This window comes from Virgibacillus salarius (genome assembly GCF_039521925.1).
Taxonomy (GTDB): domain Bacteria; phylum Bacillota; class Bacilli; order Bacillales; family Amphibacillaceae; genus Virgibacillus; species Virgibacillus salarius.
The window spans coordinates 351-4,379 of sequence record NZ_BAAACY010000113.1 but is presented as its reverse complement, the minus strand read 5'-3'; the positions used below and the strand labels follow the sequence as shown (position 1 = coordinate 4,379).

4 protein-coding genes and 1 other RNA gene are annotated in these 4,029 nt (G+C 38.5%); 2 read left to right on the top strand and 3 right to left on the bottom strand.

Features of this window, described 5'->3' with window-relative positions; translation table 11 throughout:
* Window positions 1-67 precede the first annotated feature (67 nt).
* The 3 genes from ABDZ84_RS14875 to tadA all read right to left on the bottom strand — a co-directional run bounded on the left by ABDZ84_RS14875 (window position 68) and on the right by tadA (window position 1,811).
* Window positions 68-625: a putative glycolipid-binding domain-containing protein gene (locus ABDZ84_RS14875; RefSeq protein ID WP_051388259.1), complete on the bottom strand. Its 558-nt coding sequence runs from the start codon at window positions 623-625 to the stop codon at window positions 68-70.
* A 359-nt stretch (window positions 626-984) separates the two neighbouring features.
* Window positions 985-1,250, bottom strand: an RNA gene (gene ffs / locus ABDZ84_RS14870) — signal recognition particle sRNA large type.
* Window positions 1,251-1,346: 96 nt separating this feature from the next.
* Window positions 1,347-1,811 (bottom strand): tRNA adenosine(34) deaminase TadA, encoded by a 465-nt coding sequence (gene tadA, locus ABDZ84_RS14865; RefSeq protein WP_026680142.1) that lies wholly within the window; start codon window positions 1,809-1,811, stop codon window positions 1,347-1,349.
* Between the two features lie 108 nt (window positions 1,812-1,919).
* Between tadA and ABDZ84_RS14860 the strand changes: the two genes are divergently transcribed.
* Both ABDZ84_RS14860 and ABDZ84_RS14855 read left to right on the top strand, forming a co-directional pair.
* Complete coding sequence (locus tag ABDZ84_RS14860; RefSeq protein WP_026680141.1) at window positions 1,920-2,453, top strand: cysteine hydrolase family protein; 534 nt, start codon at window positions 1,920-1,922, stop codon at window positions 2,451-2,453.
* A gap of 113 nt (window positions 2,454-2,566) precedes the next feature.
* Window positions 2,567-3,859, top strand: coding sequence for a glycoside hydrolase family 18 protein (locus ABDZ84_RS14855; RefSeq protein WP_121604262.1), 1,293 nt, complete (start codon window positions 2,567-2,569; stop codon window positions 3,857-3,859).
* The last annotated feature ends 170 nt before the right edge of the window (window positions 3,860-4,029 follow it).

Below are 4,029 nucleotides of genomic sequence, written 5' to 3'. Positions count from 1 at the left end.
GCTATCTATTTTTGATAACTGGAATCTCTTTTTTACTTCTCCAGGCTAGTTATGTCCCAGCCCCTTTTTATTTAGCATATAATCTGGTAAATAATCCCGGATACTTTGTCACAATCCCCATCTCGTCTACTTCAATCGTCGATTCAAACGTATTACTTTTGTAATTAAATACCTTCCGCTTATCTGACTGTTCTACAAGATGATACCGTTGTTTAACTTTAGTCAATGTAAAGTCTGGAACAGCTATAAATACCATGTCAAAATCACTGGATTGACCAGTCTCCCACATAAAACGATTGATTGGCAAGGAGTTGGTAAAAGGCGTACACGATAAATCAATATCCATTGCACCTCGTAAATGAGTAATCTCCTCTCCCGCTTCATTAAACCACTCTCGTTGATCGTTAGAGCGTAGTACGATTTGCTTTCCACTATCTGCTTCAGCTCTCAATTCTCGAAATTTCCAATGCCTATTCAGTTCGATTTGATAATGAACAAGATAAGGAGCCTCTTTCTGACCGTTTATAACCGTACTTGTAATCTGTATACCATCTTGCATATATTTCATTTGCAAAAATTCTGTTCCTACGTTCTCATGATGTTCCCATATTACTTTTCGATCCATTTTGTACCTCTCCCTTTCATATCTATTTAGCACTTCTATTATTAATATTGCTTGGGTTACCTATTATCTTCACTTCTATATATCTTTTGGTTCTCTTACTCTTACTACTGAGGAAAGGATACTCGTTTTCCACCGAGAAATGCACGTTACCCTAACACAAACTTTTACGGTGTCTCTGTCACTTTCTTTCCACAGGAGTGTCGTAATTTTCCTCCATTATCCATCGTTGATTAATACAGGTACCGTACCGACTCCATCACAATGAATATACGTCTAATTAATGGTGCCTAAAAAATTATATCCCATTTAAAAAGTCCCCTAGCTGCAAACAGCTAGGGGACTTACTAATCTTATGTAAACCGTGCACCCATCTTCGATACGACAACCCTATACGTTACTCAAGTTCATGGCTCAACCTAGGCTTCCCCGCGGCACACAGAAATGACCACTTACTGCTGCTTCCTTCCGGACCTGACAGGATTCATGGGTTTCTGTTGCGCAGGACCTAAGCGTCAACACCACTCCCTTAAGGCAGACTATAAAGTCATCGTACCTCAGATGGGAATTCAGCCTCGCTATAGCGGATTGCAAGTACAGGGCACCGCTACCTCCCCGCTTAGCACGGCATTAATCATTATAACGATAATATTAAAAAAATGCAATGGTAGAGCATGGAAAAATAACTAATCTGTTAAAATAGATTTTCGCTCTTAAGCTTACCTTAGCTCTTCTTTTTTTGCTTACGTAGGTCTTTGAAAAAATTTCTTAAAAGATCTCCACAGTCTGTTTCTAGCACACCCTTCGTAATGTCTACCTGATGATTAAACCGCTTATCTGCTAATAGATTCATTAGTGTACCAGCACAACCTGCCTTTGGATCTTTTGCTCCATATACAACACGCTTAATTCGAGATTGGACAATTGCCCCAGCACACATCGGACAAGGCTCTAACGTCACATACAGTGTACAATCCTCTAAGCGCCAACTGCCAATTACATCATTGGCTTGTTCGATAGCAATCAATTCAGCATGTGATAACGTACTTTGTGATGTTTCACGCTGATTATAGCCTCTAGCAATTACTTCACCTTGATATACAATAACAGCTCCAATAGGAACTTCATTTTGTCTTGCAGCTTTAGTAGCCTCGTCTATGGCTAACTCCATCATTTTTTCATCCAACAATTTTGCCCCTACCTTTCAATAATAGTTTGAAAAACAAGAATACGGAAATAACTAAAAGAAAAGCATCATTAAACATCAATTCCTTTAAATTAGAGAGGAGTAATTGGATTGCATTCATCGCTTGAAAACACCGCTGTTTTATTTGTAGATATTGTAAATGATTTTAATTTTGATGGTGGTAATAACTTATTAGCAAATACGAAAGATATACTTCCTCATTTATTACGATTACGCAACTTTGCAAAAGAAAAGCAACTTCCTATTATTTATGTTAATGACCATTATGGTCTTTGGCAGGCTGACTTTCATAAAATTATCAATTACTGCCATAATGATAGGAGTAAACAAATCATTGAACCGTTAAAACCAGAAGATAATGACTATTTTCTAATTAAACCACAGCATTCCGCCTTTTTTCAAACGCCATTACAATCTCTGCTAAATGAATTAGGAAAAAACAACTTATTAATGGCAGGAATTGCGGGTGATATTTGTATTCTATTTACTGCAAAGGATGCCTATATGTATGGGTATGATATGCACATCCCAAAGAACTGCATGGCTTCTGAAGGTAAGGACAATAATGAATATGCTCTATATTTATTACATTCTGTCATGAAAGCAAATATCACAGCTATATAGTTGGAATAACAAGAAATCCCTTCTCATAGATTGTTAATAGCAGATCGATAAATAGGTGTGTTCAAAGAGAGGTTAATTCATTTTTGAACAACCTCATGAAGGAGGGATTCTATATGCAAATTCACGTAGTTAGCCCAGGTGAATCGTTATATGGTATTGCAAATACATATAATACAACAACACAGGCGCTTATCGATGCCAATGAACTAGACGCTCCAAACAATTTAGTGGTCGGTCAGGCATTAGTTATTCCTATCGTCGGACAGTTTTATTTTGTCCAACCTGGTGATAGTTTATTTTCCATCGCTCAACAATTCGGAATGTCTTATCAGGAGCTAGCACAAATAAATGGTATCTCGCCAGGTAATGTACTTCCGGTTGGATTTAGGCTTTATATACCACCAGGGCCTAAATCACCTATCACAAGCAATGCCTATATCGAACCAATGGGAGATTCTGTTTCTGATACGCTAGAAAATGCAGCCATGAAAACCACTCCATATTTAACCTACTTAGCGATATTTAGCTATCGTGTTGGCAGAGATGGTAGCTTAACACCACCACCATTAAATGGATTATCGGAAATCGCTGAACAGAATAACACGGCAAAGATGCTGGTTGTGACTAATCTGGAAGAGGGTCAATTCAGCCAAGAACTTGGACATATTATTGTAACCGTTCAAAGCGTTCAAAACACACTCCTAGATAACATCGTTAATACAGCTACTTCTGGTGGATATAGCGATGTGCATTTTGATTTTGAATTTCTTCCCCCAGAGGACAGAGAAGCATACAATGCGTTTTTAAGAAAAGCAAAGGAACGCTTATCCCAAGAAGATTTATTAATGTCCACAGCATTAGCACCAAAAACCAGTGCCACACAGACTGGACAGTGGTATGAGGCACATGATTATGCAGTACATGGTGAAATTGCTGATTTTGTTGTGCTAATGACCTATGAATGGGGCTATACCTACGGACCACCAATGGCTGTTTCACCAATTGATCAAGTAAGGGAAGTCGTTATGTATGCATTAACGGAAATGCCCGCTACGAAAATCTTATTAGGTCAAAATTTATATGGATACAACTGGACACTGCCATATCAGGCAAATGGTGGGGAGCCGGCTCAGGCTGTAAGTCCACAGCGAGCTATCGCGATTGCAAGAGAAAACAATGCAGAAATTAGATACGATGAAAAGGCTCAGGCACCTTACTTCACGTATACCGATAATACAGGAAGTCAACATGAGGTATGGTTTGAAGATGCGCGGTCCATTCAAGCCAAATTCAATCTCATAAAGGAATTAGGTTTATTAGGCATATCCTATTGGAAATTAGGGTTAGCTTTCCCACAAAATTGGCTGTTACTACAGGATCAATTCACAATTCAAAAATTGGACTAGTGACAGTTACAATCTAACAGATCCTTCCATTTGCTATAGAATGCTGAAGCTTGGATTACACGTATCTTAGTAAGAAAAACCGGGCAAAAACCAGCCCGGTCCTTTCCTGTTTGCCATAGCTAGAGCACATCCGATAGTTTGTATTCGTGTCCTTGTACTCCTTTATAATA